This window comes from Streptomyces sp. NPDC020958, assembly GCF_055562175.1.
Map to the genome: position 1 here is coordinate 1 of NZ_JBVHFU010000004.1, position 26,673 is coordinate 26,673.

The 26,673-nt window shown below is 71.7% G+C and carries 24 protein-coding genes; 9 read left to right on the forward strand and 15 right to left on the reverse strand.

The annotated features are described in order from the left end of the window. A partial coding sequence (locus ACZ3KP_RS13850) for a hypothetical protein (protein ID WP_467499291.1) occupies nucleotides 1–282 on the forward strand: 282 nt, incomplete at its 5' end. Between the two features lie 138 nt (nucleotides 283–420). Here ACZ3KP_RS13850 and ACZ3KP_RS13855 read toward each other — a convergent pair. Next, nucleotides 421–1,428: a stage II sporulation protein M gene (locus ACZ3KP_RS13855; RefSeq protein ID WP_467499293.1), complete on the reverse strand. Its 1,008-nt coding sequence runs from the start codon at nucleotides 1,426–1,428 to the stop codon at nucleotides 421–423. A 130-nt stretch (nucleotides 1,429–1,558) separates the two neighbouring features. On the opposite strand from ACZ3KP_RS13855, the gene ACZ3KP_RS13860 reads away from it, so the two are divergent. After that, complete coding sequence (locus ACZ3KP_RS13860) at nucleotides 1,559–2,557, forward strand: RDD family protein (protein ID WP_467499295.1); 999 nt, start codon at nucleotides 1,559–1,561, stop codon at nucleotides 2,555–2,557. Between the two features lie 29 nt (nucleotides 2,558–2,586). On the opposite strand, the gene ACZ3KP_RS13865 is transcribed toward ACZ3KP_RS13860, so the two are convergent. The 7 genes from ACZ3KP_RS13865 to ACZ3KP_RS13895 all read right to left on the reverse strand — a co-directional run bounded on the left by ACZ3KP_RS13865 (nucleotide 2,587) and on the right by ACZ3KP_RS13895 (nucleotide 9,576). Beyond that, complete coding sequence (locus ACZ3KP_RS13865; RefSeq protein ID WP_358977306.1) at nucleotides 2,587–3,204, reverse strand: hypothetical protein; 618 nt, start codon at nucleotides 3,202–3,204, stop codon at nucleotides 2,587–2,589. 112 nt (nucleotides 3,205–3,316) lie between these two features. Further along, a complete protein-coding gene (gene ahcY, locus ACZ3KP_RS13870) occupies nucleotides 3,317–4,774 on the reverse strand; it encodes an adenosylhomocysteinase (RefSeq protein WP_358977304.1) in 1,458 nt (485 codons plus the stop codon). Nucleotides 4,775–5,076: 302 nt separating this feature from the next. Next, complete coding sequence (locus ACZ3KP_RS13875) at nucleotides 5,077–6,057, reverse strand: cation diffusion facilitator family transporter (protein ID WP_467499298.1); 981 nt, start codon at nucleotides 6,055–6,057, stop codon at nucleotides 5,077–5,079. A 135-nt stretch (nucleotides 6,058–6,192) separates the two neighbouring features. Continuing rightward, on the reverse strand, nucleotides 6,193–7,344 hold the full coding sequence (manA, locus tag ACZ3KP_RS13880) for a mannose-6-phosphate isomerase, class I (protein WP_467499300.1): 1,152 nt from the start codon (nucleotides 7,342–7,344) through the stop codon (nucleotides 6,193–6,195). 154 nt (nucleotides 7,345–7,498) lie between these two features. Beyond that, nucleotides 7,499–8,626, reverse strand: coding sequence for an SIS domain-containing protein (locus tag ACZ3KP_RS13885; RefSeq protein WP_467499302.1), 1,128 nt, complete (start codon nucleotides 8,624–8,626; stop codon nucleotides 7,499–7,501). A gap of 63 nt (nucleotides 8,627–8,689) precedes the next feature. Next, a complete protein-coding gene (locus ACZ3KP_RS13890; protein WP_078633688.1) occupies nucleotides 8,690–8,860 on the reverse strand; it encodes a Trm112 family protein in 171 nt (56 codons plus the stop codon). A 239-nt stretch (nucleotides 8,861–9,099) separates the two neighbouring features. Further along, nucleotides 9,100–9,576 (reverse strand): DUF3499 domain-containing protein, encoded by a 477-nt coding sequence (locus ACZ3KP_RS13895; RefSeq protein WP_358977296.1) that lies wholly within the window; start codon nucleotides 9,574–9,576, stop codon nucleotides 9,100–9,102. A gap of 237 nt (nucleotides 9,577–9,813) precedes the next feature. Between ACZ3KP_RS13895 and ACZ3KP_RS13900 the strand changes: the two genes are divergently transcribed. Next, a complete protein-coding gene (locus ACZ3KP_RS13900) occupies nucleotides 9,814–10,266 on the forward strand; it encodes a metallopeptidase family protein (RefSeq protein ID WP_467500249.1) in 453 nt (150 codons plus the stop codon). 45 nt (nucleotides 10,267–10,311) lie between these two features. Here the strand turns inward: ACZ3KP_RS13900 and ACZ3KP_RS13905 are convergent, their stop codons facing one another. The 3 genes from ACZ3KP_RS13905 to ACZ3KP_RS13915 form a co-directional block, all read right to left on the reverse strand. Beyond that, nucleotides 10,312–10,779 (reverse strand): NUDIX hydrolase, encoded by a 468-nt coding sequence (locus tag ACZ3KP_RS13905; protein WP_467499305.1) that lies wholly within the window; start codon nucleotides 10,777–10,779, stop codon nucleotides 10,312–10,314. 92 nt (nucleotides 10,780–10,871) lie between these two features. Continuing rightward, nucleotides 10,872–11,672, reverse strand: coding sequence for an HAD-IIB family hydrolase (locus ACZ3KP_RS13910; protein WP_467499307.1), 801 nt, complete (start codon nucleotides 11,670–11,672; stop codon nucleotides 10,872–10,874). Between the two features lie 40 nt (nucleotides 11,673–11,712). Further along, complete coding sequence (locus tag ACZ3KP_RS13915; RefSeq protein ID WP_467499309.1) at nucleotides 11,713–13,041, reverse strand: hypothetical protein; 1,329 nt, start codon at nucleotides 13,039–13,041, stop codon at nucleotides 11,713–11,715. Nucleotides 13,042–13,255: 214 nt separating this feature from the next. Between ACZ3KP_RS13915 and ACZ3KP_RS13920 the strand changes: the two genes are divergently transcribed. Together ACZ3KP_RS13920 and ACZ3KP_RS13925 are read left to right on the forward strand one after the other, a co-directional pair. Continuing rightward, nucleotides 13,256–14,200 (forward strand): GDP-mannose 4,6-dehydratase, encoded by a 945-nt coding sequence (locus ACZ3KP_RS13920; protein WP_467499311.1) that lies wholly within the window; start codon nucleotides 13,256–13,258, stop codon nucleotides 14,198–14,200. Between the two features lie 35 nt (nucleotides 14,201–14,235). Continuing rightward, a complete protein-coding gene (locus tag ACZ3KP_RS13925; RefSeq protein ID WP_467499313.1) occupies nucleotides 14,236–15,294 on the forward strand; it encodes a DegT/DnrJ/EryC1/StrS family aminotransferase in 1,059 nt (352 codons plus the stop codon). A gap of 13 nt (nucleotides 15,295–15,307) precedes the next feature. On the opposite strand, the gene ACZ3KP_RS13930 is transcribed toward ACZ3KP_RS13925, so the two are convergent. The 3 genes from ACZ3KP_RS13930 to ACZ3KP_RS13940 form a co-directional block, all read right to left on the reverse strand. Continuing rightward, nucleotides 15,308–16,819: a DUF5719 family protein gene (locus ACZ3KP_RS13930; protein ID WP_467499315.1), complete on the reverse strand. Its 1,512-nt coding sequence runs from the start codon at nucleotides 16,817–16,819 to the stop codon at nucleotides 15,308–15,310. Beyond that, entirely contained in the window at nucleotides 16,816–20,496 is a 3,681-nt protein-coding gene (locus ACZ3KP_RS13935; RefSeq protein ID WP_467499317.1) for a glycosyltransferase family 2 protein, read from the reverse strand. Before ACZ3KP_RS13935 ends, ACZ3KP_RS13930 begins: the two co-directional genes overlap by 4 nt. Before the next feature lie 182 nt (nucleotides 20,497–20,678). Then, the gene (locus ACZ3KP_RS13940) at nucleotides 20,679–20,942 is read right to left on the reverse strand and encodes a WhiB family transcriptional regulator (RefSeq protein ID WP_003975777.1); all 264 of its coding nucleotides are present in this window, start codon (nucleotides 20,940–20,942) and stop codon (nucleotides 20,679–20,681) included. 622 nt (nucleotides 20,943–21,564) lie between these two features. Here ACZ3KP_RS13940 and ACZ3KP_RS13945 point away from each other — a divergent pair. From ACZ3KP_RS13945 to ACZ3KP_RS13960, 4 genes are all read left to right on the forward strand, one after another. Then, nucleotides 21,565–22,065, forward strand: a complete 501-nt coding sequence (locus tag ACZ3KP_RS13945) for a cysteine dioxygenase (protein ID WP_360561794.1) — start codon at nucleotides 21,565–21,567, stop codon at nucleotides 22,063–22,065. A gap of 33 nt (nucleotides 22,066–22,098) precedes the next feature. Next, nucleotides 22,099–23,058, forward strand: coding sequence for a 2-phospho-L-lactate transferase (gene cofD, locus ACZ3KP_RS13950; RefSeq protein ID WP_467499319.1), 960 nt, complete (start codon nucleotides 22,099–22,101; stop codon nucleotides 23,056–23,058). Continuing rightward, entirely contained in the window at nucleotides 23,055–24,368 is a 1,314-nt protein-coding gene (locus tag ACZ3KP_RS13955; protein ID WP_467499321.1) for a coenzyme F420-0:L-glutamate ligase, read from the forward strand. Before cofD ends, ACZ3KP_RS13955 begins: the two co-directional genes overlap by 4 nt. A 63-nt stretch (nucleotides 24,369–24,431) precedes the next feature. Further along, entirely contained in the window at nucleotides 24,432–25,445 is a 1,014-nt protein-coding gene (locus ACZ3KP_RS13960) for a DNA-3-methyladenine glycosylase family protein (protein ID WP_467499323.1), read from the forward strand. Nucleotides 25,446–25,532: 87 nt separating this feature from the next. Here ACZ3KP_RS13960 and manB read toward each other — a convergent pair whose 3' ends face one another. Further along, a complete protein-coding gene (manB, locus tag ACZ3KP_RS13965; RefSeq protein WP_358977271.1) occupies nucleotides 25,533–26,615 on the reverse strand; it encodes a mannose-1-phosphate guanylyltransferase in 1,083 nt (360 codons plus the stop codon). Between the last annotated feature and the right edge of the window lie 58 nt (nucleotides 26,616–26,673).

Consider the following 26,673-nt stretch of genomic DNA (forward strand, 5'->3'; position numbering starts at 1 on the left):
CTGGCGTTGACTTTTGGCACGCTGTTGAGTTCTCAAGGAACGGTCGCTTCCTTTGTACTCACCCTCTCGGGCTTTCCTCCGGGCTTCCCTTCGGTGTTTCCAACCTTACCAGATCCGTTTCCCGTTCCGTTTCCGGTCGGAATTCATTTCCGGTGGCCGCTGGAGGGCCTTTGCCTTTCAGCTTTTCCGACTTTATCAGAAGTTCCTGACCGGTCTGACCGGCCACTCATTTCTGAGTACATCGGAGTTTGCTTCGATGTTCGGAGAGACTCTCCGTTGTGAAGCAGATCGATTCTAACGATCGGCCCTGAACTTGTCCAGTTCTAGGCAACTGTTTGAATCTACCTCCCCACCCAACCCGTGTCAACAGGTTTTCCGGAGCGAAGAGGAGACTAGCAGCTCACGGGAGCTCTCCGCACATCAGGCGGCCGTGGGGAGGGACGCGCTGCGCTCGGTCTCCCCGAGGTCACCCGTCTCACCCGCCCGGGCGGCGCGGCCACCGAGGACGAAGACGTAGGCCAGGAAGGCCAGCTCAGCCACGATTCCAATGCCTATGCGGGCCCACGTCGGCAGGCCGGACGGGGTGACGAACCCTTCGATGGCGCCGGAGACGAACAGGACCAGGGCCAGGCCGATCGCCATGCCCACGGCCGCGCGGCCCTCCTCCGCCAGAGCCGTACGGCGGCTGCGCGGGCCGGGGTCTATGAGGGTCCACCCGAGACGCAGTCCGGTCCCCGCGGCGACGAAGACCGCAGTGAGTTCGAGCAGCCCGTGCGGGAGGACCAGGCCCAGGAAGGTGTCGAGACGGCCCACAGAGGACATCAGGCCGAACCCCACGGCCAGGTTGAGCATGTTCTCCAGCAGGATCCAGAGGACCGGCAGGCCGAGGAAGACGCCGAGGACCAGGCACATCGCGGCGGCCTGCGCGTTGTTCGTCCACACCTGGGCCGCGAAGGAGGCCGCGGGATGGCTGGAGTAGTAGGTCTCGTACTCACCGCCGGGACGGGTCAGCTCGCGGAGCTGGCCGGGGGCGGCGATGGTCGACTGCACGTCCGGGTGGGTTCCGATCCACCAGCCCAGCAGGATCGCGACGGCCGTGGATATGAGCGCGGTGGGCACCCACCAGCGGCGGGAGCGGTAGACGGCCGCCGGGAAGCCCTGTCCCAGGAAGCGGGTGACATCGCGCCAGGACGCACGGCGGGTTCCCGCCACGGCGCTGCGCGCTCGTGCCACGAGTTGGCTGAGACGTCCGGTGAGCTGCGGATCGGGCGCGCTGGACTGGATGAGGGACAGGTGCGTGGCGGTGCGCTGGTAGAGGGAGACGAGTTCGTCGGCCTCCGCGCCGTCGAGACGCCGCTGACGGCGCAGGAGGGCGTCCAGGCGGTCCCATTCGGCTCGGTGTGTGGAGACGAAGACATCGAGGTCCATCGGGTCTGCCTGCTCCTCGGCTGGTCGTCGGCTGCCTGTCGTAGCTGTCGGCTTGTCGTACTGCGGCGCGATGTGGGCTCAGCTTGGCAGACTTGCGCTGTACAAGGCAGACCAGGGGAAGGCGGCGGGCGTGAGTGAGCTGGTGACGGGCGAGGCGGTGGCGCTCGAACTGCGTCCCGCGAGGCTGCCCAGCAGGGCGCTGGCGGTGCTGCTCGACCTGGTCGTGGTCATGGCCGTGTACATCGGGGCGACAACGGGACTGGTCGCGGCCACGGCCTCGCTGGACGAGGCCGCGCAGACCGCGCTGTCGATCGCGGCCTTCCTGTTGCTGCTGGTGGGTGCGCCGATCGCGGTGGAGACGCTGAGTCACGGGCGTTCGCTCGGGAAGCTGGCGTGCGGGCTGCGGGTCGTACGCGATGACGGCGGGCCGATTCGGTTCCGGCATGCGCTGGTGCGTGGCGCTCTCGGTGTGGTGGAGATCCTGATGACGTTCGGGGTCGTCGCGTGTATCGCCTCGCTGGTGTCGGCGCGCGGTCGGCGGCTCGGGGACGTCTTCGCCGGGACCCTGGTGGTACGGGAGCGGGTGCCCGTCGGGCAGACCCGCTTCGTTCCGCCGCCCCCGCCCTGGCTGGCGGGACGTTTCACCGAGCTGGACCTGTCGGCCGTACCGGACGGGCTGTGGCTCGCCGTCCGGCAGTACCTGACGCGGATGCAGCAGCTGGATCCGCAGGTCTCCTGGGCGATGGCCGGGCAGCTCGCGGCCGATCTGGCGAACCGGACGGGTACTCCGGCGCCGCAGGACGTGCCGCCGGCCGCTTTTCTCGCGGCGGTGGTGCAGGAGCGCCAAGCCCGCGAGGCCCGGCGGGCCTTCGCCGGCCAGGGCCCCACGATGCCCGGCGCGCCCGTCGGATACGGCACGCCCGTCGGATACGGCCCCGCGGAGCCCGGTGCTGCCGGTGCCGCTGCCGGTTACGCCCCTCCGACGCCTTGGGTCCCCGCGCCCCCCTCGCCCGATCGGGCCGGGTCGGCCCCTGCCCAGCCGGGGGACCAGGCCCGGGCCTCCGCGTCTGTGGCCCCGCCCGCCCCGGCGGCCGAGCGGCCGTCCACCGGGTTCGTGCCGCCGGCCTAGGCACAGCCGGTCCGCTCGCTCGCTCCCGCTCAGTCGTCGAAGGCGGACGGGGGTGACTGCAGGTCCTCCAGTTCGATCCCGGGGGCTGCCAGCACCACGTCGCCGGCGAGGTGCACGGCGTGCCGCTCGCCGGTGTCCAGGGCTGTGACCTGGTATTCGTCCACGGTCAGCGGGCCGTTGTCAGTGGCGTGTGCTTCTCTTCTCAGCAGGGCCCAGGACTGGTCCACGGTGCGTGGGGCGAGCACCGGGTCCGTGAAGGCCACGAGGCGTACGCGGGTCGCGGCGGCGGAGGGGGTGAGGCGCAGCAGGCGGGCGGTGGCGACCAGGAACGCGGGGGACGTGCCGGTGAAGGCGTGGGCGCGCACATTGCCTTCGGTGGCATGAGTGCCGGTGGGGTCGGTGCGGACCCAGGTGACGCCGTCGAGGGCGGCGCCGCGCACCTGCCAGCTCCCGGCGTGGAGTTCGAGGCGGATGGGGCGGCCGAGGTCGTCGAGGGCGAGATCGACCGAACCGCTGTGGTCACCGGAGGGGGTGGTCACCTGGGAGACGTAACGCCAGCCGGAGGGGCCGGGGGCGCACTGGAAGTGTTCTTCGCCGAGGGGGGTGTGATCGTGCGGATCGTGGAGCGAATAGCGGCCGCGGGGCATGGGGGTCCTGGGTCTTGACGGGCTGAGGCCCGGCTGAGGCTCCGGTGGAAAGGGGCAGGCCCCCGGCACGGGGGTGCGGGGGCCTGCCTCGGTGAGCTTCAGCGGCGGTGTCTCAGTAGCGGTAGTGGTCCGACTTGTACGGGCCCTCGACCTTCACACCGATGTACGCGGCCTGCTCGGGGCGCAGCGTCGTGAGCTTCACGCCGAGCGAGTCGAGGTGCAGGCGGGCGACCTTCTCGTCGAGGTGCTTGGGCAGCGTGTAGACGCCCACCGGGTACTCGTCGGGCTTGGTGAACAGCTCGATCTGGGCCAGCGTCTGGTCCGCGAAGGAGTTGGACATCACGAACGAGGGGTGGCCGGTGGCGTTGCCCAGGTTCAGCAGACGGCCCTCGGAGAGAACGATGATCACCTTGCCGTCGGGGAAGGTCCAGGTGTGGACCTGCGGCTTGACCTCGTCCTTGACGATGCCGGGGATCTTGGCGAGGCCGGCCATGTCGATCTCGTTGTCGAAGTGGCCGATGTTGCCGACGATGGCCTGGTGCTTCATCTTGGCCATGTCCGAGGCCATGATGATGTCCTTGTTGCCGGTCGTGGTGACGAAGATGTCGGCCTTGTCGATGACCTCGTCGAGGGTCGTGACCTGGTAGCCGTCCATGGCGGCCTGGAGGGCGCAGATCGGGTCGATCTCGGTGATGATCACGCGGGCGCCCTGGCCGCGCAGGGACTCCGCGCAGCCCTTGCCCACGTCGCCGTAACCGCAGACGACCGCGGTCTTGCCGCCGATCAGGACGTCGGTGGCGCGGTTGATGCCGTCGATCAGGGAGTGGCGGCAGCCGTACTTGTTGTCGAACTTCGACTTGGTGACGGCGTCGTTGACGTTGATCGCCGGGAACAGGAGCTGGCCGTCGCGCTGCATCTCGTACAGGCGGTGGACGCCGGTGGTGGTCTCCTCGGTCACGCCGCGGATCTCGGAGGCCAGCTGGGTCCACTTCTGCGAACCGTCCGTGATGGTGCGGTGCAGGAGTTCCAGGATGACGCGGTGCTCGTCGGACTCGGCGGTGTCGACGGACGGGACCTTGCCGTCCTTCTCGTACTCGACGCCCTTGTGGACGAGGAGGGTGGCGTCACCGCCGTCGTCGAGGATCATGTTGGGGCCGCCGGTGGGGCTGTCCGGCCAGGTCAGCGCCTGCTCGGTGCACCACCAGTACTCCTCCAGGGTCTCGCCCTTCCAGGCGAAGACGGGGACGCCCTGCGGGTTGTCGGGCGTGCCGTTCGGGCCGACGGCGATGGCGGCGGCCGCGTGGTCCTGGGTGGAGAAGATGTTGCAGGACGCCCAGCGGACCTGCGCGCCCAGGGCGACGAGGGTCTCGATGAGGACGGCGGTCTGCACGGTCATGTGCAGGGAGCCGGTGACGCGGGCGCCGGCCAGCGGCTGGGCGTCGGCGTACTCCTTGCGGATCGACATCAGGCCGGGCATCTCGTGCTCGGCGAGGGTGATCTCCTTGCGGCCGAAGTCGGCCAGGGAGAGGTCGGCGACCTTGAAGTCCTGTCGGTTGTCGACAGTCGTCATGCGAGCTGCTCCTCGGGGTTGGGACGAGGGTGGATACGGCTGGTCTGCGCGGCGGCGGACACAGGGGTGCCCGAAGGAGGACACAGGCATGCCCGCGTACGCGCAGCGCAGTCCGTCGGAGGCCCTCTCTCCCTCGGCCGGCCCGCTTGCGGACCGCCCGACCGCCATCAGCAGCGACGTCTGGCTCCGTCCCAAGCTACACCGGAGCGGCGGGCCGCCCCCAGTCCAGCCCGAACAGTTCGCGCCGTTCCGGGGTCGGGAGCGGGGCCGGGGTGCGGGATACGGGCGGGGGATCGGGAGGCTCAGTGCCCGGCGGGGTGGGGGTTGGGGCCGCCGGGGGTGGCCTCCGGGTCGGGGCCCTTGGCGGCTTCGGCCTCGCTGTAGATGTCGGGTTCCAGGTAGATCACGCGGGCGATGGGGACGGCGGCACGGATGCGGGACTCGGCGGCGTCGATGGCGGTCGCGACCTCGGTGGCCGTGTCGTCGTGCTGAACGGCGATCTTGGCGGCGACGAGGAGTTCCTCGGGGCCGAGGTGGAGCGTGCGCATGTGGATGATGCCGGTGACGGTGTCGCCGTCGACGATCGCGGCTTCGATCTTCTTGACCTCTTCGATGCCGGCGGCCTCGCCGAGCAGGAGGGACTTGGTCTCGGCGGCCAGGACGAGGGCGATCATGACGAGCAGGACACCGATGCACACGGTGCCGACGCCGTCCCAGACGCCGTCGCCGGTGAGCAGGGCGAGACCGACGCCGCCGAGGGCGAGGACCAGGCCGATGAGGGCGCCGAAGTCCTCCAGGAGGACGACGGGCAGCTCCGGGGCCTTGGCGCGGCGGATGAACTGCGACCAGGACAGCTTGCCGCGCAGTTCGTTGGACTCCTTGATGGCCGTCTTGAAGGAGAAGCCCTCGGCGATTATCGCGAAGACGAGGACGCCGACCGGCCAGTACCAGTGCTCCACCGCGTGCGGGTGGCTGATCTTCTCGTAGCCCTCGTAGATGGCGAACATGCCGCCGACGGAGAAGAGGACGATCGAGACCAGGAAGGCGTAGATGTAGCGCTCGCGGCCGTAGCCGAAGGGGTGTTGCGGGGTCGCCTCGCGCTGGGCTCTCTTGCCGCCGATGAGCAGCAGGAACTGGTTGCCGGAGTCGGCGAGCGAGTGGACGCCCTCGGCGAGCATCGACGAGGAGCCGCTGAAGGCGAACGCCACGAACTTCGATGCCGCGATCGCGAGGTTGGCGCCGAGTGCCGCCACGATCGCCTTGCTGCCGCCTGACGCGCTCATGTGTCCGCGTGGTCCCTTCGGTGCTCGTCTTTGCCCGTGCTTTGCCGGTGGGTCATTCTTGCAGCCCTGCCCGGAGCCGGTTCGTCAGGTATCCACACCCCCGGTAGGACATTCCGACCGGCCGTGCGGTGCGGCTCAGACGATGACCGTGGCGCGGAACACCGTGCCCGGGCCGGACACTTCGGCCTTCTCGGCCGCCGGCACGAACACCGACTGCCCCGGGGCGAGGTCGTACTCACCCGCGCGGACCGTACCGGCCGTGCAGAGCAGGATCTGCGGGGTCGGCAGGGTCAGGTCGTGGGCGGCGGCGCCCTGCGGCAGGACGTACCGGGAGAGCCGGAACTCGTCGATCGGGGTCTCGTAGACCTCCTCGCCGTCCGGGGCGGCCTCGGGGCGCAGCACGCCCGGGTCGCTCGCCTCGAAGCGGACGACCCGCAGCAGTTCGGGGACGTCGACGTGCTTGGGGGTCAGGCCGCAGCGCAGGACGTTGTCCGAGTTGGCCATGATCTCGACGCCGAGGCCGTCGAGGTAGGCGTGCGGGATGCCGGCGCCGAGGAAGAGCGCCTCGCCGGGCTGGAGGCGGACGTGGTTGAGGAGCATCGCGGCGATCACACCGGGGTCGCCCGGGTAGTGGTGGGCGATGGCGGCGTAGGGGGCGTGGTCGCCGCCGAGGCGGGTGCAGGCGGCGGTGGCCTCGGCGACCGTGTGGGCCATCTCCTCGGGGTCCGCGGTGAGGATCGCGGTGAGGACCTCGCGCAGCGCCCCCTCTTCGGGGTGGGCGCGCAGTGCGTCGGCGTACGGCTTGAGGGAGTCGATGCCGAGGGCTTCGAGGAGTGCCGCGGCCTGCTCCGGGGCGCGGAAGCCGCACAGGCCGTCGAACTCGGTGAGCGCGCAGATCAGTTCGGGCTTGTGGTTGGCGTCCTTGTAGTTGCGGTGCGGGGCGTCGACGGGGATGCCGCGCCGCTCCTCGTCCTCGTAACCCTCCCTGGCCTGTTCCAGGTCGGGGTGCACCTGGAGGGAGAGCGGGGCGCCGGCGGCGAGGATCTTGAGCAGGAAGGGCAGCCGCGGGCCGAACTTCGCCACGGCGGCCTCGCCCAGTTCGGCCTTGGGGTCCGCGTCGATGACCTCGACGAGGGTGCCGCGCGCGGTGCGCGAGGGCGCGCCGGGGTGTGCGCCCATCCACATCTCCGCCTGCGGCTCGCCGCTCGGCTCGACCCCGAGCAGCTTCGGGATGGCGGTCGGGGAGCCCCAGGCGTAGGGGCGGACGGTGTTGTCGAGGCGGTCCATGGCTTCTCTCTGCCGGTTCTCTGTGCGTACTGCGGTGAGCGCGGGCAACGGCGCGGCGGGACTTACGTGTTCACCGTGCGTTCCGCCACCCGTTCGCCTCCGGTACGACGTTCACGTCGCCCTTCCTGCGGCGGGCCCGGTGCCGGTGTCCACCTCAGGCTCCCGAAGCGAGCGCGAGGTAAACGGCGGCGAAATCCGTGACGGCGATCAGTTCCGCCAGGGTCTCCAGCTCCTCGCCCGCCTCGGGTTCCAGTTCGCTGATCGGGGTGTCGTGGCTCAGCGCGAGGTCGCGGGCGGCGGGTGCGGCGGTGAGGCCGCCGAGGGGGCGGTCCCGGAGCAGCACCACGCGCGCGTGCAGCGCGGGCGGCTCGTCCACGCGGTCGCGGAAGAAGTCGTCGGGGTCGGCGCTGGCGGCGAGCGGTCCGGCGAGCAGGGCGTTGTGCGCGGCCAGGGCCTCGGGGAGCTCGGCGACCAGGGCGGGACGGCCGGCCAGTTCGGCGAGGGCGGCGGCGAAGCGGCGGCCGGCGGGACCGGCCGAGTCGCCCTCGGTCCAGACCACCGGGAGCGCGTCGGCGAGTTCCGCGGCGAGGGTCTTGGCGGGGTTGCTGTAGGTCACGATGGCCGGTCCGCAGCGTTCGGCGACGTGGTCGAGGCGGTCGGCGACCTTGTCCAGGGCTTCCGGCGGTGCGTTGACCAGGCCGATGCGGTCGAGGAGCGCGAGCAGGGGGGTGAGCAGCGCCCACAGGACGCCCGGGGAGGAGCCGGCCAGCGGCTCACCGTGGTCGTAGGGGGCGGTCGCCATCGGCAGGAACATGCCGTGGGCGCCGGCCACGGCCTCCGCGAGCGGGGTGCCGACGGGGGCCACGGCGGCTACCGAGCAGCCACGGCGGTAGGCCTGGTCGGCGAGGAGGGAGAGGCTGGGTTCGGCGCCGTCCGGGGTGGCGATCAGCAGCAGGTCGACCGAGCCGGCCCAACCGGGGAGTTCCCAGCGCAGGGCGCCCGCCGCCGGGGCGACTCCGGTGGCGGCGAGGCGGATGACGGGGCTGCCGGGTCCGGCCAGGCTGCCGAGGAGGTCGGCGGCGTGGGTGGCGGCGACGCCGGGACCCGCGATCAGGACGGCACGGGGACGGCCGTCCGGCTTGAGCCCCTGGACGCCGGCCTCGGTGGCGTGCCGGGCCGCGGTACGGACGCGGGCGCCCGCCTCGGCCGCGCCGCGCAGCAGACCTCGGCGGTCGGCCTCGGCGAGGCCCTCCGGGGTGTCGAGCAGCGATTCGTCGAGCATGGGAGCGGCCTCCGGTCCCGGGGTCCTGGTCCTTGGTCCTGTGCGGTTGTGGGGGGGGCTTGCCTACGCCGGGCGGCGGGCCTCGTCGACGAGGAGGACGGGGATCCCGTCGCGGACCGGGTACGCCAGGCCGCAGTCCTGGCCGGTGCAGATCAGCTCGGCGTCCTGCTCCTCGAGGGGGGCGTGGCAGGCCGGGCAGGCGAGGATCTCCAGGAGGCCGGCTTCGAGCGGCATGGGGTTTCCCTTCGGGGGCGTTTCTGGCGGGGCTGGACGTCAGCGGATGTGCCTGGTCAGCGTACCGCCGGTGAGAGTGATAGGTCGGAGTTGGCGGGGAGCCGGGGGCGGCGTCCCGGTATGAGGCCCTTGCCTGGCCGTCCCGACCGCTGAGGGCAGCGCGCCGCTTCCCGGTTCCGGGGTCGACGGGGCGCGAGCGGAGACCAACCACGCCGAACGGGAAGGGAATTACCCGGACGTCAGTTGTCCGGCGAACGCAGTACCCGCAGATGGCCGCGTCGCGCGACCTCCCGGGGGTCCGCGCCGCGTCCGCCGCCGCCCGCCTCCGCCGCCCGCTCCTGGGGGCGGGCCGCCTCGCGCACCGCGTTGGCGAGCGCTTCCAGGTCGTCACCGCTCGGCCGTGCGGGGGCGGAGCCGTCGAGGAGCCGGACGACCTCCCAGCCGCGCGGGGCGGTGAGGCGCTCGGAGTGCTCGGCGCACAGGTCGTAGCAGTGGGGTTCGGCGTAGGTGGCGAGCGGGCCGAGGACCGCGGTCGAGTCGGCGTAGACGTACGTCAGCGTCGCGACGGCGGGTCGGCCGCAGGCGGTTCGCGAACAGCGACGTACAGGGCTCACGACGTTGGACGGTACCGCACTCTTGAGCGGGCCGCGACGACTCTCCCCCAGGTCACTCCCCCGTGTCGTAGTGTGAAACGCCCCACACGCCCCTTCTGACATACCTTGCTGACCTGCGTTGACGGGGCCGTCCGAAATACCGGGCAGCGCCGCATCCGGTCATGATCCGGTACAAACACCGTCAATTGCCTTGAGCTCGTCGGACTTGTAGAGATACGGAAACGAGCCCGACCTTGGCCGGATCGGCCACCCTGCGAGGTGCCGCCGGGGCGGTGCCGGAGCGCTGTCGGTGCGTGGAACGGCGCGGGCGGCGCCCATGAGGACTACGCTTCAGCAGTGATGGACAACCGTGTACCGCCCCGTGCCGCCGGCCCCGGGCCTCGTCGACGCGATCGCCACGGTCGGGGGATGCGCGGGCCGATCGCACCGCCTCAGGTGCCGCTGGCCGCGAGCCGCGCCGACGTGTTCGCGGATCTGGTGCAGGACTCCGTGGAGCGCCTGGAGCGGCGCTGGCCGCAGCTGGCCGACATCGACTTCCTGGTGCTGGAAGTACCCCGGCTCCAGGACCGGCACGGCGAGGCCTGGAGCGACGAGGCGGTACCGCTGGGCGGTGTCATACCGGCGCGTGAGGGACGCCGGGCGCGCGTGGTGGTCTACCGGCGGCCGGTCGAGATCCGCACCAAGGGGCGTGACGAGCGGGCCGCGCTGGTGCACGAGGTCGTCGTCGAACAGGTCGCCGAGCTGCTCGGGCTCACCCCGGAGACGGTGGATCCCCGGTACGGCGAGGACTGAGCATTCCGATCTCCGCGCTGTCCGTCGGCGTGGGCGCGCCGCAGGTCACAGCAGACCCAGCGCGTCCAAGCCCAGGTACGCCAGGTCGACGTCGGTGACGTCCCCGGCCCGCAGCAGCTCACGGAGTTGCTGCGGGCGGACGCTCAGCACCTCGATGAACTCGGTGCCCTCCGGGTCCGGACGACTTCGCGGGGCGCAGGCCCGGCCGATCGCACAGAACTTCATGGACGAACTGTACGAATCGGCGAAACAGTGCCCCACCACCTCAAGGTCGCCGCCGTACCCGGTCTCCTCCAGCAGTTCGCGCTTCGCGGCGTCCAGTGGTGTCTCACCCGCATCCACATATCCGCCGGGCAATTCGAACAGGAATCGCCCGGGGCCGGGCCGGAACTGTCTGGTGACGAGGACCTCGTCCGTTGTGGTGAGGGCGAGAACCGCGACGCTCGGCCGGTCCTCACGAAGACTGAACGTGGCCTGCTCACCGGACGGCAGACGGTACCTCGCTTCCACCATGGATCGGCCGTGCGCCTCGTACACCGTGGTCCGGGAGAGCTGTTCCCAGCCCTCCGGCCCACCGGACGGGCGCCGGCCTGGCCAGGGTTCGGTCACCGCAGGTCCAGCGGCGCCAGGAGCGGGAGGACAGGGCGATCGACGTCCGTATTGAGGAGAGTGTCGATGTAGTCGGCCGTCTGCTCCCAGCCGGTGACGGCGACACACGGCACGCCCATCTCCCTGACGGGGTAGTCGTTCCCGCCCTCGTCGAGCCGGTCCCCGATGAAGAGGACCTCTTCCACCCGCAGGTCCAGGTACTCCAGCAGCCGCTGCATGCCGTAGGCCTTGTCGATGCCCTTCTTGGTCACGTCGATGGAGGTGGAGCCACCGCTACGGACCTCCAGGTCGGGCAGGCGCTTCGCGGTGTACTCCCGCAGCGCCCTGCGCCGCGACCCGTCGGGGTCCCAGGCGGCCTTCGCCTGATGGGGGGCCTGCTGCCCCAGCGCCGAGAAGGTGACCTGGCTGCCCCGGTCCTCGATCACCTCGCCCCAGGTGTCCTCCGCCCAGAGCCCGAGTGCCTTCGCCCCTTCGGTGAGCACACCGACGATGAGGGACTTCTCCTCCTCGGTGAGGTTCTCGCAGTAGATGTCCTGCCAGCCGTCCGACTCCCAGCGGAGGTAGCGCGTACCGCACGTCGGCATCAGGTGGAGTCGCTTCGCGAGGTCGGCCGTGAGCGGCAACTCCTCCAGCACCTGGGTCTGGAACTGTTCGTACCGGCCGCCCGAGATGATGCAGACGTGCCGCTGGGCCAGGAGACGCATCAAACAGTCGGCCATCCTGGGAGTGATCTTCGCCTTGGAGAGGGCGAGGGTGTCGTCCAGGTCGAACACCACGATGCGAGTCGACGGTTCCAATGCGCAATCCTTCTCTTCGTGCTCGTCGCCGGCCGGGAACTCATCGCCGGTAGCCGAGCTTGATTCTGCCGACCCTTGCGCCCGGCTTTACCAGGAACCCCTCCACATGGACCACGCCCTCCTCGTCGGGCCGTGGCCCGCTGACCCCGAGGGCGGGATTGTCCGTGACAGCGAACAGCGCGGACGCCCGGCTGGTTCCCGGTCGCACCAGATCTTTGCTCGTGTAGGGGCGGTCCTTGTCCCAGCCGGCCCCCCGGAGGGCAATCTCCTCATCTTCGGAAAAGTTGAACAAAGCGTCAAGATTCGTCAGGTCCGGCTCCGCCCGTGGGCCCGCGATCGAGGCGAGACGGAAGGTGAAGCCGAGATCAGGCGCGATCAGATCGATCAGGCCGGCGGCGAAGACCAGTTCCGACAGACCGATGGCACCGATCATGGTGTCGATCCGGGGCCGGCTCAGCCCGATGAGTGACAGGAGGTACGGCGGCTCGACGGTGACACGCTCGGGGACGAGCACCTCACTCCCCTGTCCTCGCATGAGTTCGATCAGAGTGCTGTGCATCGGTTTGGAAGCGACGGAATGAGTGGACACCGTCAACGAGTCCGGAGTCTTCCCGACGGCCTTCGCGATGCGGTCCAGCACCGGGATGACGGAGGCCTCGGGGCTGGGCCCGAGGTCGAGGTCCTCCAGCAGATGGTCGGTCGCGTAGGAGAGCAGCGCGGATATCTCCCAGGCGTAGTCGGCGGATTCCTCCACACCCCTGTACAGATCCCCGGTGGCCCGGTTCTGGGTCCCGTCGAGATTCCACACCTGGACAGCGATGGAGCCCTCCACGAGCCACGTCCTGTCGATGTCGTCGCGTGCCAGTCCGGCGGCTCGCGCCAGTTCCTCGGCAGACTGCTCGGCGAGGATCCGGGCGATGTCCGGGTCGCCCAGCAAGGAGACGAAACGGAGGAGCGTGTCGATCGTCAGAGGGGAGGACAGTTCGATCACAGCCGCTTCCTGCGTGATCGGTCCAGGAACGGAAAGGAGCAGGGGCAGGGCCGTCACCACGTACTCGCCGCCCAGCGTCACCGCAGCCTGCCGCAGTCCGGCGGAGTGACCGCTGCCGACGATCCTCGCGAGTGCCGCCGGCAGGGTCCCGGCGTCGAAGAGGGCGGAGTACATCAGCCCGGAACCAGGCCTCACCTTGCTCTGGTAGGAGCGGTCGTCCTCGATTTCGCGCAGACCTCCGCCCGTGAAGGCCTCCGGGAAGTCCGACCCCTCGGTCAGCCGATGCGCGAAATGGACGACGACCGAGCAACCACTGATGCGAAGCCGGTCGGCGGTGGGCGGCTCGGGCACATCGCCGATATCGGTGAGCACGGCCAACTGATGGTCCACTGCAGACTCCTCCGGCAGCCGCGGCGGCGAGCGACGATCCGTTTCGAAGGTATCGGCTCGGCAAGCGGATCGGGTGCTTTGACGACTACTCAACCCCGCTTCGTCAATGCCCTGTTGACCAGGTGCGGTAGCGGCCCTCTATGATTCCAGCCCGCTCGACGAGCAGCGTCTGGAGAGACATGATCTTGCCGAGTACCTTGCGATGAGAGTTGTCGTCACCGGGGCCTCGGGCTTCATCGGCTCTCAGTTGTGCGCTCTCCTGCGTTCCATGAACGAGGAGGTGACAGAGATCGACCTGCCGCACTGTGACATCAACGACACCGCACGACTGACGCGGGTACTGGACGAGGTCAGGCCGACGCGCGTCTACCACCTGGCAGCCCAGGCCAGCGTCCGGCGGTCGTGGGAGGACCCCGCAGGGACGTGGCTCACCAATGCCTGGGGCACCCTCTCGCTCCTCCGGGCCGTACGGTCCGCCTGCCCCAGCGCCAGAACCATCGTCATGAGCAGTGCAAGCGTGTTCGACGGGTCCCGCCTGGACTCGCCGATCGACGAGGAGCGGGTGCCCGCGCCGGTCTCGCCGTACGGAGCGAGCAAACTGGCCGTCGAATCGATGGCACACCACTACCTGACCAGGAACGGGCTGGCGACGATCGTCGTACGGCCCTTCAACGTGATCGGGCCCGCGCAGGGAGCGGACTACCTGGTCCCCGCCCTGACCCGCCGCTTGGCGGCCGCCAAGCGGTCCGGCGGTGCCCGCATCGACGTGGGAAACCTGGACGCTCGACGGGACTACCTGGACGTCCGGGACGCGGTGCGCGGCCTCCGTGTGCTGATGGAACGTGGCAGCCCGGGCGAGGTCTACAACCTGTGCTCCGGGATCGGCGTCCCGGTCCGCACCGTCGTCGAGACGATGATCTCTCTCGTGGACCCTCGGTTGCGGTACCGGCAGGACCCCGCTCTGCATCGCGGCGCCGACGCGCCGAGCCTGATCGGTGACACCAGGAAGACCTGGTCACGGACAGGATGGCGAGCCTCCACACCGCTCGCCGTGAGCCTCGCCGACATCCTCGGCGCCGCGGGTGTGATCACTTCCGGCGAACGGGTGGTCGCCGCTTCGGTCGTGGGCGACGCAACACCGCAGTGATCATCGACTGGCGAGCGGGTGCGAGGTGGGCCGGCATGAGGTTCCCGTTGTCCCAGCCGACGCTGGGCGGCCAGGAGTCCGAGAACGTCAGGGAAGCGATGGCATCGGGGTGGATATCCGGTACGGGTCCCTACGTCGACGTCTTCGAGCGAGCGCTGGAACAACGCACCGGCAGACTGTCCGCAACGGCCCTCTCCAGCGGCACCACGGCCCTGGAAATACTCCTCTCCGCACTCGGCGTCGGTCCCGGGGACGAAGTCGTCGTTCCCGCGCTCACCTTCGCGGCTCCCGCGGCCGCGGTGCTGAGCGTGGGAGCCACACCGGTTCTCTGTGACATCGACCCGGAGAGCTGGACCATCGCCCCCGAGGCGGTCTCCGCGCTGCTGACGCCCCGGACCAAAGCCGTCGTCGCCGTCGACCTCATGGGCCATCCATGCGACTACCGACGCCTCACCGAACTCGGTCCGCCGATCGTCGAAGACGCGGCCCAGGCCCACGGAGCACGGACCGCCGACGGGACCGCGGGCGCCTTCGGAACGGCGTCGGTCTTCAGCTTCCACGCGAACAAGGTCATCACCTCCGGCGAAGGCGGAGCCGTCCTCACCGACGATCCGGAACTTGCCGACCGGGTCCGCCTCATCGCGCATCACGGTATGCGGGCGGGGGACGGATACCGCCACCAAGTGGTCGGACGCAACGGCAGGATGACCAACCTGACCGCTGCCGTGGGTGCGGCTCAGGTGGCACGCTGGGACGAACTGGTGACCGGCCGGCTCGCGGCCGCTCGGCTCTACGACGCCCACCTCGCCGGCCACGGGTTCCTGCCACGGCCGAAAGCGTCATGGGCGTCGCCGTCCTGCTGGCTGTACTGCGTCACCTCCGACGAGCGCGACGCCGCCGTGCACCGGGCCCGGCGCAACGGCGTCGACGCCCGGGCTGTCTGGCCGGCCCTGTCCGATCTGCCGCTGTACCGCCGGTACGCCCCACGGCCCTGCCCCGTCGCCTCAACGGTCTCCAGCACCGCCATGTGGCTGCCGACCTGGTCACACATGACCCCCGAGGAGGTGACGGAAGTGGCCGAGCTGGTGCTGTGATCCCAGCACCGGTCTACTTCTGCAGCACCGCCACGTCCTGGTCCGCCACCGGTACGGCGACCGTGCCGCGGTCGTCCGGGAGGGTCTGGATCGTGAAGCCCGGGACGCCCTCCTCGGTGGCCGCCAGGGTGCGGGCGCCGTAGACCGGGCCGCCGGAGAGCGCCTCCACGGTCAGCGCGTAGGTGCCCTTCAGGCCGGACGGGACGGGGGCGTCGACGTCCTGGGTGGTGCCCGACTTGATCGTGAACGTCTTGGACACGGCCGTGCCGCCCTCGCTGCCCGCCGACGCCGTGACCTTCACCTGCGCGGTGCCGGTGGGGGCGGTCAGGGAGAGCGTGGTGCCCTTGCCGCTGTTGTCGGCGGACGTCGCGCGCGTGCCGACCGGCGCGGTCGCCGGGATGTACGCGGTCTCCTGCTTGGCGCCCTTGCCGCGGGTGACCCGCAGCGCGGCCACCACCGGCACCGACTGGTCGGTGGGCGTGAGGACGATGGAGCCCGCCTCGCCGCGCGTGACGGGGCCCAGGTCGGTCGCGGTGGTCATGCCGGCCTTCACGTGCAGCGTCTCGTTGCCGGCCGGGGTGATCAGGCCGTCCGGGGAGGCCAGGCGCACCTTCAGGTCGGCGTCGGAGTCGCCGGGGGTGAAGGCGATCAGCCGGACGTCGGTGGCGTCCTTGGGGATGCCCGGCAGCACCAGGCTGCCCGCCGGGTCGGCGGAGGCGGCCAGCCAGTCGCCGCCGCTCTTGTCGTCCAGGGCCTGCACGCTCGCGCCGACCCGTCCGCTGCGCACGTTCACGTGCACGGTCAGGTCGGTCTGCCGCTCGGCGCTGAGGGTGGACAGCAGGACCGGCTCGCTGGCGTGCGGCTGGACCGTGATGCCCTCCCCCACCGTCGACTTGAGCTGGCCGTCCTTGCCGTACAGCTCGACGTCGACCACGGCGGCGCTGTCGTCGGGGTTGGTGAGGTGCACGTAGTCGGTGCGGCCGGCGGCGGTGGAGGCGCCGGGGAACCAGAAGTCGGTGTCGGCGCCGGTGCAGTTGACCCCCTGGAGGCCGCGTCCGGTGCCGGCGGCGACCTCGGTGGTCTCCTGCACCGTCCAGCCGGGCGCGTACCTGCCCTCGGCCGTACCGACGTAGGCGGGCCCGTCGGCGCCCGAGGTGTCCCCGGTGGCCGGCGTCCCGGGCGCCTTCGGCGTCAGGACCGGCTTGGCGGTCTTCTTCTTGCCGCCGCTGCCACTGCCGTTGCCGTTGCCGTTGCCGCCAACCGACTGCTCGGTGGCCGCCTGGAGTTCGGCCTTGCCGTCGTTCGTGGTGCCCTTGGTGACGGGCGTGAACGACGTGTACGAGGTGTCGGCGATGTCGGACAGGCTCGGTGCCGGGCACAGCAGGCTGGTGCGCTCCACGGGCAGCTGGGCGGCCGCCTCGGCGGTGTGCGCGGAGGACGTGGCCGGCTGGTCGAGCACGGCGAACCCGGTGACCGCCGCGAGCGCGGTCGTACCGGCGAACAGGGAGAGGGTGGTGCGGTTCACTGCTGGCTCCCGTCATGGTGCTCGCCGCCGGTGCCGTGGTGCTGCTGGGCGGCCGGGTCGTAGGCGGGGTCGTAGCCCTGCTGGTACGTCGGGTCGTACGTCCCCTGCCCCTGCTGCCCGCCGTAGCCGTACGGGTCGTACTGGCCGGTCTGGTACGGGTCGTAGGTCTGCTGGTCGTAGCCCTGCTGGTACTGGCCGGCGTTCTGGTACGGGTCGGCGTAGCCGGTGTGGTAGCCGTCGGCCTGGGGGTAGGAGGCGGGGTCCCACTCGTCGTAGGACTGCTGCGGCGGGACCGCGGCCGGAGTCTGCTCCTGTGCCGCCGCCTCCGGGACGGCGGCCGGGTGGCCGGTGTCCTCGTCCGGCGGGGCCGCCTCCTCCTCGGCCTCGGCCTGGGCGCGCAGACGGCGGGCGCGGCGGCCCTCGCCCTCGGTGGCCTGGGCGGGGATCGGCTCCTCCTCGGGGAGGTCGTCGTCGACGTCGCGGCGGCGGCCGGGCAGGGCGAGGACGGTCAGGACGACGGCGAGCGCGCCCTGGGCCCACAGCCAGGCGGTGTGGGTGAACGGGGTGTCGTAGGTGACGTCCAGTCTCCCGCCGGCGGAGGGCAGGGCGAAGCCCTGGGCCCAGCCGTCGACGGTGGTGCGGGTGAGCGGCTTGCCGTCCAGGGTGGCCGTCCAGCCGGGCGCGGCCGTGTCGGCCAGGCGCAGGATCCGGCCGTCGGCGCCGCTCGGGATCGTGGTGTGGATGTCGACGGCTCCGGCGGGGACCGGGGCCGGGGTGCCGGAGCCGTTCGCGGAGACGATCATCGCGCGGGCGACCTGCTGGTCGACCCGCCACAGGGCGCTGCCGTCCTGCTGGCTGAGCCGGGTCAGGCCGGGCGTGGCGTCCAGCACGCGCGCGATGTCGCGCGGGGCGCCCTTGTGGACGAGGACGTAGCGCACCGCGAACCCGCCGAGCTGGTCGGCCTGGTCGGCGCCGGAACCTGCGACCAGGTTGGCGACGACCTTGTCGAGCTTGGCGTTCTCGCCGTCGGCGGCGACCGCCTCGGCGTCTCCCATGCGGGCGCCGGCGCCGCGTACCAGCATGTAGTCCACGTGTGCGGTGCTGTCGCTGTCCAGGACGAGGGTGCGGACCTGGTCGCTGGTGGTGCTGTCCTCGGCGACGAACGCGGGGACCTGGGCGGGGTTGCGGCGCTCGACCGGGCCGTCGGCGCCCGCGATCATCCAGCCGGCGGCGAGGAGCAGTGGGCCCGCGGCGGAGGCGAAGGCGATCAGGGCGGCGACCGGCTGGCGCCAGCCGAAGCTCTGCTCGGCGACCCGCGAGCGTGCGCCGTCGGCGCCGAGCGCGGCGGCGGACAGGATCGCGATGCCGTAGACGAGGGTGGCCGGGCCCGCCCAGGCGGAGCTGTTGGACAGGACCGCGAAGACCAGGCCGACCAGGGCGACCGCCCAGGCGGTGCGGATCGCGGTCTGGCGCTCGGAGCGCAGCAGCGCGGCCAGTGCGGCCAGGACGATGCCGATGAGCATCAGGCCGTCGAGCGTGCCGGGGCCGCCCGGGCTGGCGCCGAGCAGGTCGAGGGCGGAGGCCGCCGAGGCGCCGTACTCCAGTCCGGCTTCCTTGAAGAAGCCGGACGGCAGCAGGGTCAGCGACCAGGGGGCGAGGATCAGCAGCGGCGTGCCGAGCTGGGTCAGCAGCCGCAGTCCGGAGGCGACCAGGTCGGTGCGGCGGACGGCCGGCACGGCGACGCCGAGGACCAGGGCGATCGGCCAGACGATGGGGGTGAACGCGGTGGTGATGGTCAGCAGCAGCGCGTATGCCCAGGTGGCGCGCCAACTGCCGCGGGCTCCGGAGGAGTTCGCCAGGCCGCCGGCCGCGACGCCCGCGCGGGCGATGAGCGGCAGCAGGATGGCGAGGACGGCGGTGCCGATCCGGCCGCCGGCGAGGGCGCCGGTGGCGGCCGGCAGGAAGGCGTAGGCGACGGCCGCCCAGGCGCGCAGCAGCCGCGAGGTGACCAGCGGCCGGGAGGCGAAGTAGGCGGTGAACCCGGCCAGCGGCACGGAGGCGACCAGCAGGACGGTCACGGCGAGTCCGGTCGAGCCGAACAGCACGGTGGCCAGCGAGGCGACGATCGCGAGGTAGGGCGGCGCGGCCGGGGTGCCGCCGGCGCCGACCGCGTGCCAGGCGTCGAGGTAGCTCGACCACAGGGCGCCCGCACTGCCCGGGGCGGGCAGCAGGGCGCCGCCCGCGAGCGCGCCGCTGCCGAGCAGGGCCCGGCAGGCGGCCAGCGAGATCAGGAGCAGTGCCAGGAAGAGCACCGGGCCCGGTTTGCGGGCGATCCGCTTGAGGCGGGCGAACTGCTCGATCTCCAGGAAGTCGGCGTCGTCGCCGCCGGGTCCGGACTCGACGGCGCCGCCGTGCCGGCCGGCCGCGGAGATCTCGTCGTCGGCGCCGAAGAAGTTGCCCGCGACCTGTTCGACGGTGGCCCGGACGGTGGCGCCGGGCGGCGGGAACAGCGCGCGCAGCTCGCCCTTGTCGAGCCGGGAGGGGCCGCGCCGGCCCCGTCCCGCGATGATGCGCTCGGGCCGCAGCAGGGTGCCGAGCAGGCCGCGGATCTCGTCGATGGCCTGTCCGGGGACCTTGCCGACGAGATAGGCGACCGTGCGCAGCAGGGTGCCGAGGACCAGCCGGACCAGCAGCCAGGGCAGCGCGGCGGTACGGGCGTTGACGAGCAGGGTGTAGACCGCGCCGGCCTTGTCGACCTTGTGCGGGGAGGCGGTGGTACGGCCCGCGCAGTCGACGGCGCGGCGCTCGCGGGAGGCGGCCTCGGCGTGCCGTACGACGGCTTCGGGGGCGACCAGGACGCGGTGTCCCGCGTTGTGCGCGCGCCAGCACAGGTCGACGTCGTCGCGCATGAGGGGCAGCCGGCGGTCGAAGCCGCCGAGTTCCTCGAAGACGTCGCGGCGGATCAGCATGCCGGCGGTGGAGACGGACAGCACGGGCCGGACGTGGTCGTGCTGTCCCTGGTCCTGCTCGCGGCGGTCCAGGCCGGTCCAGCGGCGGCCGGAGTTGGCGATGGTGACGCCGACCTCCAGCAGCTGCCTGCGGTCGTACCAGCCGCGCAGCTTGGGGCCGACGACCGCCACGTCGTCGCGGCCCAGCTCCAGCTCGTTGTCGACGACCCGCAGCAGCTGGGCGAGGGCGTCGGGTTCGGGGGCGCAGTCGTCGTGGAGCAGCCACAGCCACTGGACCGGTTCGCCGTAGGGCAGTTCGGGCATGTCGTAGGCGTCGTCGCGCCACTGGCGGGTGACCGGGTCCCAGCCGCTGGGCCGCTTCAGGTACGGCAGCTCATCCGGGGTGAGGACGGGCGCGGTGCGGGCCGCCTCCTCGACGGCCTGGCCGAAGCCGGTGCGCCGGGCGAGGTGCACGACGTTGGCGTCGCCGAGGGACTCGGTGAGCAGCTGGGCGGAGTCGTCCGCGCTGCCGGTGTCGGCCGCGACCGCGTACTGGACGGGGCGCTCCTGGCCGAGCAGCCCGGCGAGCGCGTCGGGGAGCCAGCGGGCACCGTCGTGGGAGACGAGGACCGCGGTCACCACGTGACGCGGGAACTCGGGCGGGCGGGTCGGGTCAGACCCCGCTGGGGCAGCCGCCGCTTGGGCTGCCGTGTGACTGTGCACGGACATCGAGGTACGGGCCCCGGTTCGATGGACTGCGGTGGACTCCTGCGCCCGCTGGTGGCGGCGAGGCGTCTCGGACGAGCGCCCACACTATCGGCTGGTCATGCCGACGGCCCGCCGCCTGTGGATAACCCACGGGCGACGGGCCGTTCGCGCAGCTCAGATGTGTACGTCCGGTGGGCGTCCGGTCAGACGGCGGCCTTCTTGAGGCGGCGGCGCTCCCGTTCGGAGAGTCCGCCCCAGATGCCGAACCGCTCGTCGTTGGCGAGGGCGTACTCGAGGCACTCGGAGCGCACCTCGCAGGCGAGGCAGACCTTCTTGGCCTCTCTGGTGGAGCCGCCCTTCTCGGGGAAGAAGGACTCGGGGTCGGTCTGGGCGCACAGCGCGCGCTCCTGCCAGCCGAGTTCCTCGTCCGCGTCGTCGACCAGCAGTTGCTGCACCAGCTCGGTCATGTGCGCCCCTCGTCTGTCTTTCGCGTCCCCGTGCCTGGCCGTCACCGATGTCGGCTGAACGACACGAGTGAAATTACAAGTGTGCTGCTCCGGGCGAGTCAAGCCGAGATCTGCTATTGGGCCCGTTATTCACTCTGCGGAACCAAGGCCGTGCGGAAAGTGTTCAAATCGGCATAAACCTTGACATGCAAAAGGGGCCCGTCCGCGGGGCTCCGACCCCATACAGAGGTTGTACGGAGAAGGACGCCCAGATGTTCGATCGCGTTCCGCAAGGGCTCGCGCGGCCGGTTGTGCGCCATGTGTCCCGGGTACCCACTGAGCAAACCTTTCGGCAGCGAGGTGAACCGGATGAGGTGAAACATGTCCCACATACCGGGCGTCGAGTTGACACGGAAGGTGTGAACCGATGTCCTAGTGGGCATGCTCGCGAACTTGGCACTCACCTCGACCCGCACCGCCGGGTCCCACGGTGCTGCCCGCGCTCGCTGTAGCTGTTGCTGTTCCAGCTGTTGAGCCGTAGCCGCACCCCGGCCGCTCCAGTTGCAGACACCGAGTCCCCAGGGCTCGGTTTTTCGCATCACGTTCCCCTCTGACCTCCTTCACTGAGGAACCACCGCATCCCATGAACAGCGACAACGACCTCCAGATCGCCGGCGACATCCTCGAGGTCCAGCACCTGCTGCAGCCCCCGCGCGAGCACCCGGCCACCGTGGCCGAGTTCGTCGGCCTGGCCCGGGCGATCGCCGCCGACCGCGCGCAGTGGGAGCACCTCGTCGAGTACGACGCGACCAGCCGCTGGTACCACCGGCTGCGCACCGGCCCCGGCTACGAGGTGTGGCTGCTGTCCTGGGTGCCCGGACAGGGCAGCGGGCTGCACGACCACGGCCGCTCCGCCGGCGTGCTGACGGTTCTGGAGGGGACCCTCACGGAACGCACGGAGCGCGGCACGCGTGCGCTGTCCGCCGGCGCACAACGGGTCTTCGCACCGGGGTACGCGCACGAGGTGCTGAACGGCGCGCTGGAGCCCGCGGTGAGCCTGCACATCTACTACCCGGGCCTGACCGAGATGCCGATGCACCCGAGTGCCGGTGCCGCTTGCGAGGCCCGTCCGGCGGCTGTGTGACGCGTTGTCGCACCCGCCTGCAAGACTTGGCGCATGCGCATTGTGGTTCTGGCAGGCGGTATCGGCGGTGCCCGGTTCCTGCGCGGCCTCAAGAAGGCCGTGCCGGACGCCGAGGTGACCGTCATCGGCAACACCGGGGACGACATCCACCTCTTCGGGCTGAAGGTGTGCCCCGACCTCGACACGGTGATGTACACCCTCGGCGGCGGCATCAACGAGGAACAGGGCTGGGGGCGCGCCGACGAGACCTTCCACCTCAAGGAGGAGCTCGCCGCCTACGGGGTGGGGCCGGACTGGTTCGGGCTCGGTGACCGGGACTTCGCGACGCACATCGTGCGCACCCAGATGCTGGGCGCCGGCTATCCGCTGAGCGCGGTGACCGAGGCGCTGTGCGACCGCTGGAAGCCGGGCGTGAAGCTGATCCCGATGACCGACGACCGGGTCGAGACCCATGTCGCCGTGGAGGTCGACGGCGAGCGCAAGGCGGTCCACTTCCAGGAGTACTGGGTACGGCTGCGGGCGTCGGTGCCCGCCCACGCGGTCGTCCCGGTCGGCGCCGAGCAGTCCAAGCCGGCGCCCGGCGTCCTGGAGGCCCTCGCCGAGGCCGACGTGATCCTCTTCCCGCCGTCCAACCCGGTGGTCTCCGTCGGCACCATCCTCGCCGTGCCGGGCGTGCGCGAGGCGATCGCGGACGCCGGAGTGCCGGTGGTGGGCCTCTCCCCCATCGTCGGGGACGCGCCGGTGCGCGGGATGGCCGACAAGGTGCTCGCGGCCGTGGGAGTGGAGTCGACGGCGGCGGCGGTCGCCGAGCACTACGGCTCGGGGCTGCTGGACGGCTGGCTCGTCGACACCGTGGACGCCGGCAGCGTCGGGCGGATCGAGGCGGCCGGCATCCGCTGCCGGGCCGTACCGCTGATGATGACCGATCTGGACGCGGCCGCCCAGATGGCGCGGGAAGCGCTGGCGCTGGCCGAGGAGGTGCGTGGGGCATGAGCGACGCGGTGCCCGGGTACCGGGTGTGGGCGCTGGCCGGGATCCCCGAGGTCCAGCCCGGCGACGACCTGGCCAAGCTGATCGCCGCGACCGGCCCTGAGCTGGCCGACGGGGACGTGGTGGTCGTCACGTCCAAGATCGTGTCCAAGGCGGAGGGGCGGATCGTCGAGGCGACCGACCGGGAGGCGGCGATCGACGCCGAGACCGTGCGGGTGGTGGCCCGGCGCGGGACCCTGCGGATCGTGGAGAACCGGCAGGGTCTGGTGATGGCGGCGGCCGGGGTGGACGCCTCCAACACCCCCTCCGGGACCGTGCTGTTGCTGCCCGAGGATCCCGACGCCTCGGCCCGTGCCGTCCGCGCGGGGCTGCGCGACGCGCTGGGCGTCAATGTCGGGGTGGTCGTCACGGACACCTCCGGGCGGCCCTGGCGCACGGGGCTCACGGACGTCGCCATCGGCGCCGCCGGGGTGCGCGTGCTGGACGACCTGCGCGGGGGCGTGGACGCGTACGGCAATCCGCTGGTCGCCACGGTGGTCGCCACCGCCGACGAACTGGCCGCCGCCGGTGACCTGGTGAAGGGCAAGGCGACGGGGATGCCGGTCGCCGTGGTGCGCGGCCTCGCCCACGTCGTGACCGACGCCGACGAGGACGGGGACGACGCGCGGGCGCTGGTGCGGGACGCGGCCAGTGACATGTTCCGGCTGGGCACCTCCGAGGCGGTCCGCGAAGCGGTCACGCTCCGACGGACCGTGCGGGCGTTCACCGACGAGCCCGTCGACCCCGGTGCGGTACGACGGGCGGTCGCCGCGGCCGTGACCGCGCCGGCGCCGCATCACACGACACCGTGGCGGTTCGTGCTCCTGGAGTCGGCCGGGGCCCGGACCCGGTTGCTGGACGCGATGCGGGACGCCTGGGTCGCCGACCTGCGCGCGGACGGCAGGTCGGAGGAGTCGATCGCGAAGCGGGTGCGGCGGGGGGACGTGCTGCGCGACGCGCCGTACCTCGTCGTGCCCTGTCTGGTGATGGACGGGTCCCACTCGTACGGGGACCCGCGGCGGGACGCCGCCGAGCGGGAGATGTTCGTCGTCGCCGCCGGGGCGGGCGTGCAGAACCTCCTGGTCGCGCTGGCCGGTGAGCAGCTGGGGTCGGCGTGGGTGTCGTCGACGATGTTCTGCCGGGACGTGGTGCGGGAGGTGCTGGGGCTGCCGCAGGGGTGGGATCCGATGGGGGCGGTCGCGGTGGGCCGCGCCGCCGAGGAGCCGCGGCAGCGGGCGCCCCGGGAGGTGGGGGACTTCATCGAGGTGCGCTGAGTGCCGCGCTTGGGCACTTAGGCTCGTAGTCACAGCAGGCACCTCACACAACCGGGATCTTTCGTGGCTGGACGGTTCTCTCCGCGGCCCACTCGTACGACCGTGCGGGGCGGGCAGGTCGTCGTGCCCGCCGTGGGGGTGCCTCGGCAGGCCGTGGCGTCCGGACGGGTCCGGGTGTGGAAGCCGGACGGGGCGCTCGATCTGGGGCTCGTGCTCGGACCGTTGCGACGCGGGCCCGGAGATCCGACGTTCCGGGCCACGCCCGACGGGTCCGTGTGGCGGGCCAGTCGCACGCCTGCCGGGCCGGGGACGCTGCGGGTGCGGGCGTACGGCGGTGAGGTGCGCGGGGAGGCCTGGGGGCCCGGCGCCGAGTGGCTGCTGGAGCAGTTGCCCGAGCTGCTCGGTGCCGCCGACGACCCCTCCCTGTTCGTGCCCCGGCACCGGGTCGTCGCCGCTGCCCGGCATCGGCGGCCGGGGCTGCGGCTGACGCGGACCGGGCTGGTGCTGGAGTCGTTGATCCCCTCGGTCCTGGAGCAGAAGGTCACCGCCGACGAGGCGTACCGGGCCTGGCGGTTGCTGGTGCGCGGGTTCGGGGAGCGCGCGCCGGGGCCCGCGGGGGTGAGCGAGCGGCCGATGTGGGTGATGCCGGCGCCGCGGACCTGGGCGCTGATCCCGTCCTGGGAGTGGCACAAGGCCGGGGTCGACGACAAACGGGCCTCGACGATCCTGCGTGCGGTACGGGTCGCCGCGCGGCTGGAGCAGGCCGTGGGGATGGCGGCGGAGGCCGCGCGGGCGCGGCTGGAGGTGGTGCCGGGGATCGGGCCCTGGACGTCCGCGGAGACCGTGCAGCGCAGTCATGGGGCCGCGGACGCGGTGACGGTCGGGGACCTGCATCTGCCGGGGATCGTGGGGTGGGCGCTGGCCGGGGACCGGCACGCCGACGACGAGGTGATGCTCCGGCTGCTCGAACCGTACGCGGGCCAGCGGCACCGGGCGGCCCGGCTGATCCTGCTGAGCGGGAACACCCCGGCGAGGCGGGCGCCGAAGATGCCGCGGGGGGACATCAGCCGGTGGTGACGTGCGGGTGGGTGCCGGGACGGGGGTTCGGTTCACCGGCGCCGGCCGGGTGCCGGTGAGCCCGCCCGCACCGCCTCCACTGGACCCCTACTGGTCCGAGGAGAACCGCACCGCCCCCGCCGGGATCATCGCGTCGCACCACACCCTGGCGCCCTCGCGCAGCTCGTTGTCGGCGCCGATCACCGCGCCGTCGCCGATGACCGTGCCGGTGAGGACCGAGCGTTCGCCGACGCGCGCGTGGTTGCCGATCAGGGAGTCGGTGATGACCGCGCCGGGTTCGATCACGGCGCCCGGCAGGATCGTGGAGCCGAACACCCGCACACCCTCCGCCACGGACGCGCCCTCGCCCACCACCGTGCCGCCCGCCAGCTTCGCGTCCGCCGCCACCCGGGCCGTGGGGAGGATCAGCCGGTCGCCGCAGCGGCCGGGGACCGCGGGGGACGGGGCGCGGCCCAGGACGAGGTCCGCGGAGCCCCGGACGAAGGCCGCCGGTGTGCCCAGGTCCAGCCAGTAGGTCGAGTCCACCATGCCCTGCAGGTGCGCGCCGGCCGCCAGCAGCTCCGGGAAGGTCTCCCGCTCCACGGAGACCGGGCGGCCCGGCGGGATCGTGTCGATGACGGAGCGGCGGAAGACGTAGGCCCCCGCGTTGATCTGGTCGGTGACGATCTCCTCGGGCGTCTGCGGCTTCTCCAGGAACGCCCGCACCCGGCCGGTCCCGTCGGTGGGGACCAGGCCGTAGGCGCGCGGATCCGTCACCTTCGTCAGGTGCAGGGAGACGTCCGCGCCGGTCGACTCGTGCGTGGCCACCAGTGCGCGGATGTCCAGGCCCGTGAGGATGTCGCCGTTGAAGACCAGGACCGGGTCGTCGGGGCCCGAGCGCAGCCGGGAGGCGACGTTGCGGATCGCGCCGCCGGTGCCGAGCGGTTCCTCCTCGGTGACGTACTCGATGTGCAGGCCGAGCGCCGCGCCGTCACCGAAGTACGGTTCGAAGACCTCGGCGAGGTAGCTGGTCGCGAGGACGATGTGATCCACGCCCGCCGCTCTGGCTCTGGCCAGCTGGTGCGTCAGGAACGGCACACCGGCCGCCGGGACCATCGGCTTCGGGGTGTGGACCGTGAGCGGGCGCAGCCGGGTGCCTTTGCCGCCGACCAGGAGGATCGCTTCTGTCACCTGTCGTCTCTGCTTCCTGCCGGGACCGGCCGAACTCGGTGTCGGCCGGCCAGTGTAT